At 33.2% G+C, this 14,947-nt stretch carries 11 protein-coding genes and 1 tRNA gene; 6 read left to right on the top strand and 6 right to left on the bottom strand.

Going from position 1 to position 14,947, the window contains the following annotated elements; genetic code table 11:
• Positions 1–25 precede the first annotated feature (25 nt).
• Together ACJJVO_RS10515 and ACJJVO_RS10510 are read right to left on the bottom strand one after the other, a co-directional pair.
• The gene (locus tag ACJJVO_RS10515; RefSeq protein ID WP_405573769.1) at positions 26–1,036 is read right to left on the bottom strand and encodes a N(4)-(beta-N-acetylglucosaminyl)-L-asparaginase; all 1,011 of its coding nucleotides are present in this window, start codon (positions 1,034–1,036) and stop codon (positions 26–28) included.
• Entirely contained in the window at positions 1,026–2,339 is a 1,314-nt protein-coding gene (locus tag ACJJVO_RS10510) for a sugar MFS transporter (RefSeq protein WP_405573766.1), read from the bottom strand. The genes ACJJVO_RS10515 and ACJJVO_RS10510 overlap by 11 nt, the downstream gene beginning before the upstream one ends.
• Positions 2,340–2,712: 373 nt before the next feature.
• Here ACJJVO_RS10510 and ACJJVO_RS10505 point away from each other — a divergent pair, with 373 nt between their 5' ends.
• Positions 2,713–3,942, top strand: a complete 1,230-nt coding sequence (locus ACJJVO_RS10505) for a metallophosphoesterase (protein ID WP_405573763.1) — start codon at positions 2,713–2,715, stop codon at positions 3,940–3,942.
• 109 nt (positions 3,943–4,051) lie between these two features.
• Positions 4,052–4,348, top strand: coding sequence for a thioredoxin family protein (locus ACJJVO_RS10500; protein ID WP_405573760.1), 297 nt, complete (start codon positions 4,052–4,054; stop codon positions 4,346–4,348).
• 52 nt (positions 4,349–4,400) lie between these two features.
• Here ACJJVO_RS10500 and ACJJVO_RS10495 read toward each other — a convergent pair whose 3' ends face one another.
• Together ACJJVO_RS10495 and ACJJVO_RS10490 are read right to left on the bottom strand one after the other, a co-directional pair.
• Positions 4,401–5,075 (bottom strand): polysaccharide deacetylase family protein, encoded by a 675-nt coding sequence (locus tag ACJJVO_RS10495; RefSeq protein WP_405573758.1) that lies wholly within the window; start codon positions 5,073–5,075, stop codon positions 4,401–4,403.
• 6 nt (positions 5,076–5,081) lie between these two features.
• Positions 5,082–8,492, bottom strand: coding sequence for a protein O-mannosyl-transferase family (locus ACJJVO_RS10490; protein ID WP_405573755.1), 3,411 nt, complete (start codon positions 8,490–8,492; stop codon positions 5,082–5,084).
• A gap of 151 nt (positions 8,493–8,643) precedes the next feature.
• On the opposite strand from ACJJVO_RS10490, the gene ACJJVO_RS10485 reads away from it, so the two are divergent.
• Positions 8,644–8,720: transfer RNA gene (locus ACJJVO_RS10485), tRNA-Gln, on the top strand.
• An 85-nt stretch (positions 8,721–8,805) separates the two neighbouring features.
• On the opposite strand, the gene ACJJVO_RS10480 is transcribed toward ACJJVO_RS10485, so the two are convergent.
• Positions 8,806–9,630 carry a universal stress protein gene (locus tag ACJJVO_RS10480; protein WP_405573753.1) on the bottom strand — a complete coding sequence of 275 codons (825 nt, stop codon included), beginning with the start codon at positions 9,628–9,630 and terminating at the stop codon, positions 8,806–8,808.
• Positions 9,631–9,783: 153 nt separating this feature from the next.
• Between ACJJVO_RS10480 and rimP the strand changes: the two genes are divergently transcribed.
• From rimP to infB, 3 genes are all read left to right on the top strand, one after another.
• Positions 9,784–10,248, top strand: a complete 465-nt coding sequence (gene rimP, locus ACJJVO_RS10475; protein WP_405573752.1) for a ribosome assembly cofactor RimP — start codon at positions 9,784–9,786, stop codon at positions 10,246–10,248.
• Between the two features lie 12 nt (positions 10,249–10,260).
• Entirely contained in the window at positions 10,261–11,493 is a 1,233-nt protein-coding gene (gene nusA, locus ACJJVO_RS10470) for a transcription termination factor NusA (RefSeq protein ID WP_115816984.1), read from the top strand.
• 88 nt (positions 11,494–11,581) lie between these two features.
• Positions 11,582–14,404 (top strand): translation initiation factor IF-2, encoded by a 2,823-nt coding sequence (gene infB, locus ACJJVO_RS10465; RefSeq protein ID WP_405573749.1) that lies wholly within the window; start codon positions 11,582–11,584, stop codon positions 14,402–14,404.
• 66 nt (positions 14,405–14,470) lie between these two features.
• Here infB and ACJJVO_RS10460 read toward each other — a convergent pair whose 3' ends face one another.
• Complete coding sequence (locus ACJJVO_RS10460) at positions 14,471–14,851, bottom strand: SPOR domain-containing protein (protein WP_405573747.1); 381 nt, start codon at positions 14,849–14,851, stop codon at positions 14,471–14,473.
• Positions 14,852–14,947: the final 96 nt, after the last annotated feature.

Genomic DNA, 14,947 nt, shown 5'->3' with positions numbered 1-14,947 from the left:
GGTTAGCTTCCTACAATTTACGCATTTATGTTTTATTATAATAATCCGATTGAATTTGTTCGTTTATTCCATCTTGAAATTTTGTCACACTAAACCATTGATGGATTGAATAACTCCCAGTTTCTCCTTTTTTATTTACTGCAATATATCCTACTTGGAAATTCTTGTAATTGCTATTAGGTTTTTTTACAATTCTACCAATAGCTTCTTCACAAGCTTGTTGAGGTGATTTTCCTTGTCGCATTAATTCAACTACCAAAAAGCTCCCAACGGTTTTTACCACTTCTTCACCTAAACCCGTCGCTACACAACCACCTATTTCATTATCTACAAATAATCCGGAACCTATTATTGGGCTATCTCCAACACGTCCTCCTATTTTATAAGCTAAACCACTTGAAGTGCAGGCGCCAGCAATATCTCCATTTTTATCAATGGCTAACATGCCTATAGTGTCATGGTTTTCTATATTAATGATTGGTTTGTATTTGGCTTCAATTTTCCATTTTTCCCATGCTTTTTTTGAAGCTTCGGTTAATAACTCTTCGGGTTGAAAGCCTTTTGAAATGGCAAATTGTTTAGCACCTTCACCAGCGAGCATCACATGCGGTGTGTCTTCCATCACTTTTCTAGCCAGAGAAACGGCATGCGTAATATTTTGAAGATAAACCACAGACCCACAATTTCCATGTTTGTCCATTATGGAAGCATCTAGAGTAACGTTGCCATCTCTATCTGGTAAGCCGCCTTTGCCTACGGTTTGATTTTTTTCATTGGCTTCTTCAAGTTTGCAACCTTGTTCAACCGCATCAAGAGAATTACCTCCTGCTTGTAGCACTTCCATGGCTTTTGCAGTAGCCTCTTTAACATGCCACGTGGCAATGACTAGCGGTAAGCCTTTTAGATCAGCAATGACTTTTTCTTTTTGTAAGGCTGCTATTTCAGTGGTGGATTCATCACAATTAACCATAGTACTTCCTAGTGTTAAACCCATACTCGTTAAGGATGCTGCTTTTATAAATTTTCTACGCTTCATGTGTTGATTTTCGAGAATTTTTATAACCATACCAAAGTATGTAAGCATAACAAACAATAACAAACCCAAAAGCTGCTTTAAAACCTATTATATCTGTAAAATAGCCATAAAGTGGTGGGATAATTGCACCGCCAACAATTGCTGTACATAACAGTCCAGAAGCTTTAGGTTTTAAATCACCAATGCCATTAAGTGCTAACGTAAAAATGGTTGGGAACATAATAGAATTAAAGAGTCCTACTGCTAAAATGCTCCACATACTCACTAAGCCAGTGGTGCTAATAGAAATAACAATTAAAGTGATTGCTATGGAAGCAAACATACCAAGGACTTTACCTGGTTTCATAATTTTAGTTAAGTACGACCCTACAAAACGACCAATCATTGCACCAGACCAATAAAAGGTGACAAAGACACCGACGATAGCTTTGTTGTCGTTTTCTGCGAGTCCAGAATTAAGGATGCCTTCTGCAATGGATTTCATAAATCCGTTATCTTTTATCACTTCAACTAAATTCATATCTAAAAAGTAGTTGACTAAGTAACTCCCAATAGCGACTTCTGCTCCAACGTAAAACAGAATACCTAGGACTCCAAGCATTAGATTTTTTTGTTTGAAAACGTCTGCATAGGTTCCTGATGATTCTTCACTAATAAGTTTAGGTAATTTTGCAAAAAGAAAAATACCAGCTATTAAAACAATGAATAATGCCAAACAAAGAAAAGGAGTTTGAACTGCTGATGCTTCAGCTGCTAAATAGGTTTCTTTTGCTGTACCTACTAGAGCTGCAATTTCGTCTTTCGTTTTAATTTTATCACTTAATATAAATAAAGCTCCTATAGCTGGAGCAATTGCTGTACCTAAGGCATTAAAAGCTTGAGATAGATTTAATCGGCTAGAGGCACCTTCTTCAGAGCCTAAAACAGCGACATAAGGATTTGCAGCTACTTGAAGAATCGTCATACCACCAGCTAAAATAAAATAAGCTAGCATAAATATCCCAAACTCACGATAAGACGCTGCTGGATAAAATAAGATACAACCCAATGCCATGGTTAATAAGCCTAAGATAATACCACGTTTATAACCAATTTTAGATAAGATGTAACTTGCAGGAATTGAGAGTAGAAAGTACGCTCCGAAAAAAGCAAATTGTACCATTCCAGCCTGAAAATAGGATAAAGTAAAAAGTTCCCTTAATCTCGGAATTAAAGAATCTACTAAAACTGTTATAAATCCCCATAGAAAGAATAATGTTGTTAGTAAAATAAAAGAGGAACGATAGGATTTTTGTTGGTTCATGTTTTTGATATTTTTTTGAAATTTTATTTCCAAAATTTAGCGTGATCCTTTTTTAGGACTAATTAAAATTTTAGAGGGGAATTTTGCTGAATAGTGTTATGAATATAAAATGTACTTTTCAGTGATTAAACCTATTACTCTATTTCAGTGTTTGTAAAGATGGTTAAATTAAAGTTTTTTAAAAAAAGGAAACTCGTTTTAACCAAATATTTTATTATTATAAAATGTAAGTTAGAAAAGCTTTGACGGTCTTAAATTTTAGCAAAAAGGAATACGTTTGGCTTTAAAGTCTTTAAATTAAAACCTTTAACACTTTCATAAGATAAGAACGGTTTAAGAGTTTTAAATTTGTAATCTAAAAGTAATTGTCTTGATGATACGCTGGGTATTTTTTTCAGTCTTATTTGTAATATCTACTATTTACGGTTTTCAGGCTGTAAAAACAGTAACCAAGCAACCATGGGTATATTTCATTTATTTTGGTATTGCAATTATTGTGGTTGGTAATTTTATCTTTCAATTTGCTATGAGTAATGAAGGGAGAGTACTAACACTTAATAAAAGTTATGCTTTTGGATTTATATTGGCATTTTCTGCATTTAATTTAGTGTTATTGCCCTTTTTAATTGGTGAAGATATTATGAGAAGTTCCATTGGGTTGTACGAAAAACTAATGACTCAAAAAGACGCCTTTTATCTTCCATCACGAAGAAAATTTGTGAGTCAAGTTGCTTTAGGTATTGCAGCTATTCCTTTTACTTCTTTATTATATGGTATGTTTCAGGGTAAATATAATTTTAGAGTTTTAAATTATACGCTTCATTTTGATGATTTGCCCGAAGCTTTTGATGGCTATAGAATAACTCAGATTAGTGATATTCATTCCGGTAGTTTTGATAATAAGGAGAAGATAGAATATGCTGTTGATTTAATCAATGAGCAAAAATCTGATGTATTATTATTTACTGGAGATATGGTAAATAATAAAGCTTCTGAAATGTTGCCTTGGATGGAAACTTTTGGGAGATTAAAAGCGACGGATGGCAAGTTTTCTATTTTAGGAAATCATGATTATGGAGATTATGTAGATTGGAATAGTGAAGAAGAAAAAAATCAAAATCTCGAAGAATTAAAAAATATTCAAAAAGAGATGGGTTTCGATTTATTATTAAATGAAAGTCGTTATCTCGAAAAAAATGGTCAACGTTTAGCATTAGTTGGTGTTGAAAATTGGGGAAAAGGACCTTTTAAAAAAGCAGGAGATTTAGAGAAAGCAGCATCACAAATACAATCAGATGATTTTAAAATATTAATGACGCACGATCCTAGTCATTGGGAAGCCAGAGTTCTTAGAGATCCTTATCATTATCATTTAACGTTAAGCGGTCATACACATGGTATGCAATTTGGAATTGAAATACCTGGTTGGATAAAATGGAGTCCAGCAAAATGGAGATATAAGTATTGGGCAGGCATTTACACTGAGTTAAATCAACATATTAATGTTAATAGAGGGTTTGGCTATTTGGGTTATCCTGGACGTGTTGGTATTTGGCCAGAAATCACAGTGATTGAGCTCAAAAAAGGCACTAAAAGTGCATAATTGTAAAGAATTGCGTATTTTTATATTATTGAGCATCTTATTTAAAACTTTTGCTATTTAAATTAATGTAGGTTTAAGGTGCTTATTCATTTGACTAAAACGATAATCTATGTCAAAATTTGGTGAATTAATTGATGTTGAAATTCCGGTGTTATTGGATTTTTATACTGAAGAAAACGATCAATCTATAGCTATGCATCCAATACTCAGAGATGTTGCAGCTGCATTAGGCGATAAAGCTAGGGTGATAAAAATTGACGTTGATAAGAATAAAGAACTTGCAGAAGCTCTGCGCGTAAAGGGACTACCTACTTTAATTATCTACAAAAATGGTGAAATGAAATGGAGGCATAGTGGTGGGCAAGATGCTAATTCTTTGATAGCAATTATACAAGAATACGTTTAGTGCGTAATTTTTCTACAAGATGAAATTTAGAAAGTGCAAAAAAAAACACTTATTATGTGTTAAAAACACCTTTAAATTTGTAACCCTTTTCGCTATAATATTCCAATACCTTTGGAAGTACATATTTTAAATTTCTTGATGCTTTTTCACTATCGTGAAACACAACTATACTGCCTTCTTTGGCTGCTGAGGTTATATTTTTAAGACAAACTTCTTCTTTTACCGTTTTATCCCAATCATAAGATAAAACATCCCATAATATAATTTTATAGCCTAATTTTTGAATTTGTTTACTCTGCTTTGTTTTAAACTTGCCGTATGGAGGTCTAAAAATTTTGCCTGAATTTACCGCATTACTGTCTTTAAATATTGAATTTTGAATTTGAAACTGTATTACAGAGTCCGTGAATTCTATATTTTCAATATAGGTTTTGGTTTTTGTTTTCCAGCCTTTTAAGTGATCGTATGTGTGGTTTCCAACGGAATGCCCATCTTTAATTATATTTTGAAAAATTTCTGAATGCTTTTCAATATTTTTCCCAATGCAAAAAAAAGTCGCTTTGGCATTATATGATTTTAATGTTGAAAGTACCCAATCCGTAATTTCGGGAGTGGGACCATCATCAAAGGTTAGATAGAGTTCTTTGTTGCTGGTGTTGATATTCCAGATAAAATTTGGGAACAATGATTTTACAAAGTCTGGTGTTTTAGCTGGAATAATCTTCATATTCAATTAATTCTCAGGTGCAATGTTTTCAATGGTATCTTTTGTTGCATTTTGCATATCCATATCATTTGGTATTTCAGGTAACTCATCATCACTATAGCGATCCATAAGCGCATCAAACAGAGTTAAATAACTATTAAAGGTCTTTGTTTCTTGTAAAGCAAAGTCTTTATCGTTATAGATGACTAAAATATCTATTAACGCTCTATAGCGTTGAATATCTAAATATATTTCTTCTCCAACTTTTTGTTCTTGGTTTTCCAAGGATAGACCACTATAATACACTAGATTTTCTTGATATTTCTTAGCTACATCTTTATAAAGTGCTCGTCCTTTTTCTACGTTTCCTATTTCATAATAAGCACTAACGTAAGGTTCAAGTAGAGAGTAAAACCCAAATTTATCTACAGGCATTTTTTCCATAGCTATGTCTGCAATTTCTTCAGCTTTATCTAATTTTTCTTCATTAATAAGGCTTTCAATTAAACGTGCTAAATTACCTCTATACGTAATACCATTTCTTCTAGTTTCAATATCGTAGTACATGTCTTCACCGCTGCCGCCCCATTTCCAATGCTTCACCATATCGTACATTAAGTCTGGATCTACTCGTCCCATATCATATGGGTTAGCTCTATCTACAGCCGTTTTAATAGGTACTAGTTTATAACACATACCATCTAGCTGTAAATAATCTTTTAACCAAACGTAATCTTCTGCGCCAAATGCACCTCCTGTGAAGTATATTGGTCTTTCCCAATTGTTATTTGCAAGAATATCTAGCATTAAAAGGCGATTCTTATAGATGTAACTTCCACTAACTTGGGTGTAAAGGTGATCTACAATTTTATCTGCATCTTTTGGTTTAACTATACCGTTTTTAAGCACCACTTCCTTATTAACAGGAATACTAATGTTACGGGTTGGATAATAATTAGAATTTAATAAGTGCTTAGGGTAGCGCTCAGGATCATCTTGTTGCGCTTCTACAGCAAACTTTACTTTAGTGTTAGGTTTTTCACTAGAAATGAAATCCATAAATTGTTTAATATCTAGAGTATCTCTAGCAATTTTCTCACTGATCTCTTTATAAGCAATAACGTCTCTAGTTCCTCCTCTATATTGGTTATGCGTTAATTGCGAAGGAATAGGGTCACTATCATAAGCCTTACGTTTCATTTGGTCAATGTACCAATCAGTTTGAAATAAACTGGTATTAACCACACGCACGTCCGTTCGTACTCCTTCAATTTCTTGTAAATACCAAAGCGGAAATGTATCGTTGTCTCCTATGGTAAATAGAATTGCATTTGGTGCACAAGACTCTAAATATTTACGAGCCATAGAATTTGTAGTGTATTTGCCAGAACGATCATGATCGTCCCAATTATTTGCAGCTAACACACCAGGCACAATAATAATGCAAACCAAAGTAATGGCTGGTGCTAAAAATTTCGTTTTAATACTCGATCTTAATAAATCATAAATCGCATAAACTCCAAAACCAATCCATATAGCAAATACATAGAACGAACCTACAACAGAATAATCACGTTCTCTAGGCTCAAAAGGTCTAATGTTAGTGTAAAATTGAATTGCTAAACCTGTTAATAAGAAGAATACTAATAAAACCCAAAAACGTTTTAAATCGGAATACATTAAGAAAAAGAAACCAACTAAACCTAATATAAGTGGCAAGAAGTAATAAGTGTTTCTAGATTTGTTTTCTAATACATCTGTTGGTAAATTATCTTGTGAAACGCCTAAATGCATTTCGTCAATAACGTTTATTCCAGAAATCCAATTACCATTTTTATATGTGTATCTGCCTTGAATGTCATCTTGTCTACCTGTAAAATTCCACATAAAATATCTCCAATACATGTAGCCAAATTGATATTGAAACATATACATAATATTGTCTGTAAACGACGGTTTTTCAATGACTAAATATTGTTGTCCGTAACGTTTTAAAAACTGATTGTAATCTTCATAATCAATTTCACCTCTGGCCACTCGCATTTTAAAGTCATTTACAAGTTGGTCAAATTGTTGCTTTTCACCCAAAGCATATCGTCCAGATTGTTCTTCTGATAAACCAGCATTCATTGCTTCATTGTAGGCGCGCGTTTGTAGATTAGGATCTACCTTAAAGTCAATTAGACCAGTAAACATCATGTAATTTTCAGCATGTTCAGAACTCCACATTCTTGGAAGAATAGAAGCGTGCTCATGGTTGTAGTTCTGTTTGCTCTTTTCCCAATCGTTAATAATAACATATTTACCAGCTTGTTCATCGCGCTCGTAATTCTTTTTGTCATCTACAAAAGGTTCATCTTTATCAGCGCCAGAATAGATTTCAGTAAACTGTGGTCCATAAAACAAATGGGTTTCTGGGTATTGTTCTAAGTTATAATAAGCTAAGAGCTCTCTAGCATCTGAAGGGTTGTTTTCATTAATAACCACTTGTGCGTTTGCACGGATAGGCAACATCATCCAAGATGAGAAACCTATAAAAATAAACATTAAACAAAGGACTAAAGTATTAACATGCTTCATTCCTTTTTTTTGTGTAAAATTCAATCCAAAATAGAACAACCCTATAACCATTATACCTGTAATAATAGTTCCAGAATTAAAAGGTAATCCAATAGAATTTACAAAAAACACTTCTAAATAACCGAATAATTTTAGGGTAGAAGGCAATAATAATTTGAAGATAAAAAGTAAGATTGCAGCAGAAGCAACGTTTGCAATTATAAAATTCTTAACCGTAATAGTTTTATAATTTTTAAAATAATAAAGTAAACCAATTGCAGGAATGGTTAATAAGCCCATAAAGTGAACACCAAAAGAAAGCCCTATTACAAAAGCAATAAGTATCAACCAACGGTTACCTCTCGGTTCATTCATTTCTTGTTCCCAACGTAAACCTAAATAAAACAAAACAGACATTATTAATGTTGCCATGGCATAAACTTCAGTTTCTACAGCATTAAACCAAAATGAATCTGTAAAAGTAAAAGCCAAACTACCAACCATTGCACTACCTAAAATAGCATAGGCCTTACTAGGACTATCATCTTTATTATATTTTACAAGTTTTACAAGTAATATGCTTATGGTCCAAAACATAAAAAGAATGGTAAATGCACTTGCAACACCACTCATCATATTCATTATCGCACCAATTTGAGAAGGTTCTAAAGCAAACATCGAGAAAAAGGCTCCAAACATTTGAAATAATGGAGCTCCAGGTGGATGTCCTACCTGTAATTTAGAAGAGGTTAGAATATACTCGCCTGCATCCCAAAAACTAACGGTTGGCTCAATAGTAAGACCGTAAACTACAACTGCTACGGCAAAAACAAACCATCCTAAGATGATGTTCCACTTTTTAAAGTTAAAATCTGTCATGAAAACCTTGCTTATTTATGCTGGCGAATTTACTAATTATTCCCTAAACGCCTACATTTTTAAGTTAACGTTAAGTATTTTGAAATATTTTGTTGTTTTTTTTTGTCAAAGTAAAACTTTGTATTAGATTTGCACCCTCAAAATGAGAGATTGGCCTATGGTGTAACTGGCTAACACATCTGTTTTTGGTACAGAAGAGTCTAGGTTCGAAACCTAGTAGGCCAACCAGAAGAGAAAAATCCTAATCAGTAATGATTAGGATTTTTTCGTTTTTATACTATTATTTGCATTTAAATAGTGCAGTTGTTGTTTTTTAAATTTTGAATGTAATTACTGGTCGTTTAGCATGGTTTACTAAATCTTCACTGATGCTACCATTAAAGAAATGAGCAATACCTTGTCTTCCGTGTGTGCTAATCCCAATTAGATCTGCATTTAAATCTTTAGAAACATTCAAGATACCTTGTTCTACAGTACTATCATTATGTATGGTAATTGTGTAATTATCAAATTTCTGACCAGAAATAAAATCATTGATTCTACTTTTTGCTTCATACGTTGTCATAAAATTACTAGAGGTAATAACTAAGAGTAAATGAATTCTTGATCCAAACGCTTCAGCAAATTTAACAGCTTGTTTGTATGTGTCTTTATTATCATTTTTAAAATCTGAAGCAAAAACAAAATCAGATACATTAAAACTATTATGTTCATTCTTAATTACTAAAACTGGTACTTCAGAAGTACGAACAACTTTTTCTGCATTAGAACCTACAAACATTTCTTTAAGACCAGTCGCACCATGAGAGCCCATTACAATAAAATCTATATCTAATTCTTTACATGAATCTTTGATTTCATTAAATGTAATATCAGCTTTTACAGTTTCATGTACAGTAATGCCTTGCAGATAGTCTTGCTCCATTAAGTCTGCAAATCTTTTTTGTGCCAATTTCATAAAAAACAGAGTTTCAGGAATATCACTATGAGAATTTGCGGGATCTGTATGTTGCATCGGAATTTCCATCATGTGAAGCAAATAAATCTCAGCATTATAAGTTTTAGCTAGCATTGCTGCTACTTTTAGAGCATTCTCCGCTTGATCTGAAAAATCCGTAGGAACTAATATTTTATTCATTTTTGTTGTTTTAGATTAGTTTTCTAAATCTAAGAAAATTATTCGACAATACATAGCTTGGATAAATTAATATAAATGTCGTATATTTGCACCGTTGTTTACTAAAAATAAATAAGCGAGAGGACGAAAAGTCCTCTCTTTTTATATCAAATAATGTTTAAGAAAACACTAGAAGACTTACTACAAACCGCGTTAAACGAGAGACAAGATCTGTTTTTAATAGACTTCAGTTTGTCTAGTGATAATGCTGTTAAAATTGTAATAGACGGAGATAATGGTGTGCTAGTAGAGGACTGTATTTTTATTAGTAGAGCTATTGAGCACAATATAGATAGAGAAGAACATGATTTTTCTTTAGAGGTTTTATCTTCAGGTGCAGCGACACCTTTAATTCTGCCAAGACAATATAACAAGCATGTAGGTAGAAATTTAGAAGTTAAGACGTTAGACGGTCAGAGTTTTGAAGGAGAACTTACAGAAGTAAATAATGATGGTGTGGTTTTGAGCTGGAAAGCGAGAGAGCCAAAACCAATAGGAAAAGGAAAGGTAACAGTAGCTAAATCAGAAACTGTTGCTTTTGATAATATTAAAGAAGCAAAAGTTAAAATAAAATTTTAATTCATATCAATTATGGAAAATGTAGCGTTAATTGAGTCATTTTCAGAATTTAAGGACGACAAATTAATAGATAGAGTTACGCTAATGGCGATTCTTGAAGATGTGTTACGTAATGCATTGAAGAAGAAGTATGGTGATGACGATAACTTTGATATCATTATAAATCCAGATAAAGGAGATTTAGAAATTTGGAGAAACCGAATCGTTGTTGCAGATGGTGAAGTTGAAGAACCAAATCAAGAAATTGCATTATCTGAAGCTCAAAAAATCGAACCAGATTTTGAAGTTGGTGAAGACGTTGCAGAAGAAGTGAAGTTAATTGATCTTGGAAGACGTTCTATCTTAGCATTAAGACAGAATTTAATTTCTAAGATTCACGAACACGACAATACAAACATCTACAAGCACTTTAAGGAGCTTGAAGGTGAGATTTATACAGCAGAAGTTCATCATATTCGTCACAGAGCAATCATTTTGTTAGATGATGATGGTAATGAAATTATACTCCCAAAGGATAAACAAATTCCTTCAGATTTCTTCAGAAAAGGAGAAAACGTAAGAGGAATTATTGAAAGTGTAGAATTAAAAGGAAGCAAGCCAGCAATTATAATGTCTAGAACATCTCCTGTTTTTCTTGAGAAATTATTCGAACAAGAAATACCAGAGGTTTTTGATGGTTTAATTACAGTTAAAAAAGTAGTGCGTATTCCTGGTGAAAAAGCAAAAGTTGCAGTAGATTCTTATGATGATAGAATCGATCCAGTAGGAGCTTGTGTTGGTATGAAAGGTTCAAGAATTCACGGTATTGTACGTGAGTTAGGAAACGAGAATATCGATGTAATTAATTATACCAATAATGTTCAACTTTTCGTAACGAGAGCATTGAGCCCAGCAAGAGTAACGTCTTTAAAATTAGACGAAGAAAATATGCGTGCTGAGGTATTATTGAAACCAGAAGAGGTTTCTAAAGCTATTGGTAGAGGAGGTCACAACATTCGTTTAGCTGGTCAACTTACAGGTTATGAGATTGACGTATTTAGAGAAGGTGCAGAAGAAGATGTTGAATTAAAAGAATTCTCTGATGAGATTGAAGGTTGGGTAATTTCAGAATTTAGCAAAGCTGGTTTAGATACTGCAAAAAGTATTTTAGAGCAAGATGTTAATGATTTAGTGAAGCGTACAGATTTAGAAGAAGAAACGATCTTAGATGTCATTAGGATTCTAAGAGAGGAATTTGAAGAATAATATCAGCTAATTTTAAAATGATTTTTTTAGTATTTCATTTTGAAGTTATATTGGTATAACATATATTTAAGTATTTTACAGGCAGTTTATGGCTCAAACAACAAGATTAAATAAAGTATTAAGGGAATTAAATATCTCAATAGATCGTGCTGTGGATTTTTTAGAATCCAAAGGTATCAGTATTGAGAAAAGCCCTAATACTAAAATTTCGCAAGAGGTTTATAACACGCTTTCAGGTGAATTTCAGACTGATGCATCTAAGCGTGAAAAAGCTCAAGAAGTAAGTGAAGCAAAACTTAAAGAAAAAGAGGAGCTTCGCGAACAGAGAGAGCGCGAAATTGAAGAAAAGCAAAAGCAAAAAGCAGAAAGAGAATCTGTGGTTAAAGCGAAAGCTGAGTTAAGTGGGCCAAAACAAGTTGGTAAAATTGACTTAGATAAAAAGCCTAAGGCAGAAAAAGAGGAAACTCCTAAAGTCGCTGAGGTTAAGGAGACTCCTAAAGTTGAAAAGCCAGTGGTAGAGCCTGAAAAGCCTAAGGAGGAAACTAAAGTAGCTGAAAAACCTAAAGAAACTGAAAAAGTTGAGAAGGTAGAAAAAGTTGCTAAAGTGGAAACTACAGAAAAGGTTGATAAAGTTGTTAAAGCTGAAGAAACCAAAATAAAAGAAAGTCCTAAGAAAGAGAGTCCTAAGAAAGAGGAAGCTAAAAAAGAAGAGCCAAAGCAATCAACAGAACCTGTTGAAGAAACTTTAAAGACTCAATATAAAAAGCTTACAGGTCCAGTTACAACGGGTAAAAAAATTGACTTATCTCAATTTAATAAGCCTAAAAAGAAAAAAGAGGTTAAACCAAGTGGTGCAGGAGATGCTAATAAGCGTAAAAGACGTAGAATTAGTAAAGGAGGAAATGATTCTGGCGGTTCTAAACCAAACTTTGACAATAGAAGAGGTGGCGGTCCAAAAGGAAGAGGTGGTAACGCGTCAAGACCAAAAGTGGTTAAAGAAGAGCCAAGTGAAGCGGATGTTCAAAAACAAATACGTGAGACTTTAGAGAAACTTCAAGGGAAGTCTAACAAAGGTAAAGGTGCAAAATATCGTCGATCTAAAAGAGATCAACATCGTGAGCAAACAGAAATCGATCAAGAAATTGCAGCGGCAGAGAGTAAAACACTTAAAGTTACAGAATTTGTAACTGTAAGTGAGGTTGCAACCATGATGGATGTAGGAGTAACTCAGGTTATTTCGGCATGTATGTCTTTAGGTATGATGGTAACCATGAACCAAAGATTAGATGCAGAAACATTAACTATTGTTGCAGAAGAATTTGGTTACGATGTAGAATTTATTAAAGCAGATATAGAAGAGTCAATAGAAGATGTTATTGATGATCCAAAAGATTTATTACCTCGCGCACCAATTGTTACGGTGATGGGTCACGTAGATCACGGTAAAACATCTTTATTAGATTATATACGTAAAGAAAATGTAATTGCAGGAGAGTCTGGTGGTATAACACAGCACATTGGTGCTTATGGTGTAGAGCTAGAAAACGGACAGAAAATAGCATTTTTAGATACACCAGGTCACGAAGCTTTTACAGCGATGCGTGCTCGTGGTGCTCAAGTAACAGATATTGCTATAATTGTTGTTGCTGCAGATGATGCTATAATGCCACAAACAAAAGAGGCTATTTCTCATGCTCAAGCGGCTGGTGTTCCAATCGTTTTTGCAATAAATAAAATTGATAAGCCAGATGCAAATCCTGAAAAAGTAAAAGAAGGTTTAGCACAAATGAATCTCTTAGTAGAAGATTGGGGTGGAAAAATTCAATCTCATGATATTTCTGCTAAAATGGGAACAGGTGTAAAAGAGCTTTTAGAAAAAGTATTACTTGAGGCAGAATTATTAGAGTTAAAAGCTAATCCAAATAAAGCCGCGAGTGGAACTGTAGTTGAAGCCTATTTAGATAAAGGTAGAGGTTATGTTTCAACCATTTTAGTACAAGCAGGTACTTTAAAAGTAGGTGATTATGTTTTAGCAGGAAAAAATAGTGGTAAAGTTAAAGCCATGCAAGATGAGCGAGGACAAGACGTTAAAACAGCAGGTCCTGCAACTCCAGTATCTATATTAGGTTTAGATGGAGCTCCTCAAGCAGGTGATAAGTTTAATGTCTTTTCAGATGAACGAGAAGCGAAACAGATTGCAACAAAACGTACACAGTTACAAAGAGAGCAATCCGTTAGAACACAACGACACATTACACTTGATGAAATTGGAAGACGTATTGCACTTGGCGATTTCCAAGAGCTTAATATTATTCTTAAAGGTGATGTTGATGGTTCAGTGGAAGCTTTAACAGATTCTTTCCAGAAATTATCTACTGAAGAGATCCAAGTTAATATTATTCATAAAGGTGTTGGTGCCATTACAGAAAGTGATGTGTTATTAGCAACAGCTTCAGATGCTATTATTGTAGGATTTAATGTGCGTCCTGTTGGAAATGCAAGAATGATTGCAGACAAGGAAGAAATTGATATCAGAACTTATTCAATTATCTATGCAGCAATTAATGATCTTAAAGATGCAATGGAAGGTATGTTATCTCCAGAGTTAAAAGAAGAGGTTACAGGTACAGCAGAGATTAGAGAAATATTCAAAGTATCTAAAGTTGGAAACATTGCTGGTTGTATGGTAATGAATGGTAAAATCTTTAGAAACTCTAACATTAGAATTATTAGAGATGGAGTTGTTGTACATACCGGAACATTAGATGCTTTAAAACGATTTAAAGACGATGTTAGGGAAGTTGCTAAAGGCTACGATTGTGGTATGCAAATTAAAAACTATAACGACATTGTAATTGGAGATGTAATTGAAGCTTTCCAAGAAGTAGAAGTTAAGAAAAAGTTGAAATAATTACTTATACGAAATAAAAAAACCGACAAGCAATTGTCGGTTTTTTTATGGAATATATTTTGGTTTCTAATCATCAGTTTTAGGCTGAAGAATATTTGCGTACATATAGTTTTTCTTAATCTTTACTAAAGCTCTATCAGCCTCTAGTCGTGTTGCAAAATTTCCTACCCATACTTTGTAGTTTGGAGTATTCCATACAATTTCAACAGGCCATTCATCATAAGAATTTAAAAAATTGGCTTTTTCGCGTTGTGCTTTATCTGGATCTGTACTATTATACACTTGTATTTTAAAAACTTTTGAGGTTTTAATGTCCTTTTTATATTCTAGTAATTTATCTATAGCATCGTCTTGACTAATATTAACCACGCCTTCTTGTGCTTGTAGTGTTGAGCTTAAGAGAATGCTTAAAAGTATAAGGTAAAAGGATTTATTATTTAATTTCATATTGTTATTTTTTTTATATTATTATTGATAGTTCTCTATTATCAATGTATTTATCGTTGAAATTTTGAACACAAATTGAATTAATATCAAATTGAG

It is taken from the genome of Winogradskyella sp. Asnod2-B02-A (genome assembly GCF_045063645.1).
Taxonomy (GTDB): Bacteria; Bacteroidota; Bacteroidia; order Flavobacteriales; family Flavobacteriaceae; genus Winogradskyella.
The sequence above is the reverse complement of the archived record's forward strand: the minus strand, read 5'-3'. Positions and strand labels throughout refer to the sequence as shown.

Bases quoted from the DNA above. Each gene is read 5' to 3' on its own strand.
- ACJJVO_RS10480 (WP_405573753.1), bottom strand. From the start codon at position 9,630: ATGAATAAAATATTAGTTCCTACGGATTTTTCAGATCAAGCGGAGAAT.
- ACJJVO_RS10460 (WP_405573747.1), bottom strand. From the start codon at position 14,851: ATGAAATTAAATAATAAATCCTTTTACCTTATACTTTTAAGCATTCTC.
- rimP (WP_405573752.1), top strand. From the start codon at position 9,784: ATGTTTAAGAAAACACTAGAAGACTTACTACAAACCGCGTTAAACGAG.
- ACJJVO_RS10505 (WP_405573763.1), top strand. From the start codon at position 2,713: ATGATACGCTGGGTATTTTTTTCAGTCTTATTTGTAATATCTACTATT.
- ACJJVO_RS10515 (WP_405573769.1), bottom strand. From the start codon at position 1,036: ATGAAGCGTAGAAAATTTATAAAAGCAGCATCCTTAACGAGTATGGGT.
- ACJJVO_RS10510 (WP_405573766.1), bottom strand. From the start codon at position 2,339: ATGAACCAACAAAAATCCTATCGTTCCTCTTTTATTTTACTAACAACA.
- ACJJVO_RS10495 (WP_405573758.1), bottom strand. From the start codon at position 5,075: ATGAAGATTATTCCAGCTAAAACACCAGACTTTGTAAAATCATTGTTC.
- nusA (WP_115816984.1), top strand. From the start codon at position 10,261: ATGGAAAATGTAGCGTTAATTGAGTCATTTTCAGAATTTAAGGACGAC.
- infB (WP_405573749.1), top strand. From the start codon at position 11,582: ATGGCTCAAACAACAAGATTAAATAAAGTATTAAGGGAATTAAATATC.
- ACJJVO_RS10500 (WP_405573760.1), top strand. From the start codon at position 4,052: ATGTCAAAATTTGGTGAATTAATTGATGTTGAAATTCCGGTGTTATTG.
- ACJJVO_RS10490 (WP_405573755.1), bottom strand. From the start codon at position 8,492: ATGACAGATTTTAACTTTAAAAAGTGGAACATCATCTTAGGATGGTTT.